General features: G+C 53.6%; 1 protein-coding gene. It reads left to right on the forward strand.

Going from position 1 to position 237, the window contains the following annotated elements; all coding sequences use genetic code 11:
- Positions 1–164, forward strand: a 164-nt coding sequence (locus SB822_RS60835; protein WP_410859617.1) for an invasion associated locus B family protein, incomplete at its 5' end; no start/stop codon positions are given.
- Positions 165–237: the final 73 nt, after the last annotated feature.

The raw sequence follows: 237 nt of genomic DNA on the forward strand, positions 1-237 counted from the left end.
TGGCGCCACTTTCTTTCGATGCCAAGCAGGTCAGCAAGCTCAAGACGGCAGCTAATCTCAATATCACTGCCACCGCACTTGGACCCAGCCTGCCAGTCGCTTTCAAGGTCTCGCTCAAAGGTTTTGGAAGCGCGCTTGATCGCATTGCCGCCCTGACGAAATAAGCCTGGTTCAAAAACTCCTCTCTAGTTTCGTGCGTCGATCTGCTTCAAGCATATCGGCGTGCGAAGCAGAGCT

The organism is Paraburkholderia sp. SIMBA_054 (assembly GCF_046534875.1).
Classification (GTDB): Bacteria; Pseudomonadota; Gammaproteobacteria; order Burkholderiales; family Burkholderiaceae; genus Paraburkholderia; species Paraburkholderia hospita.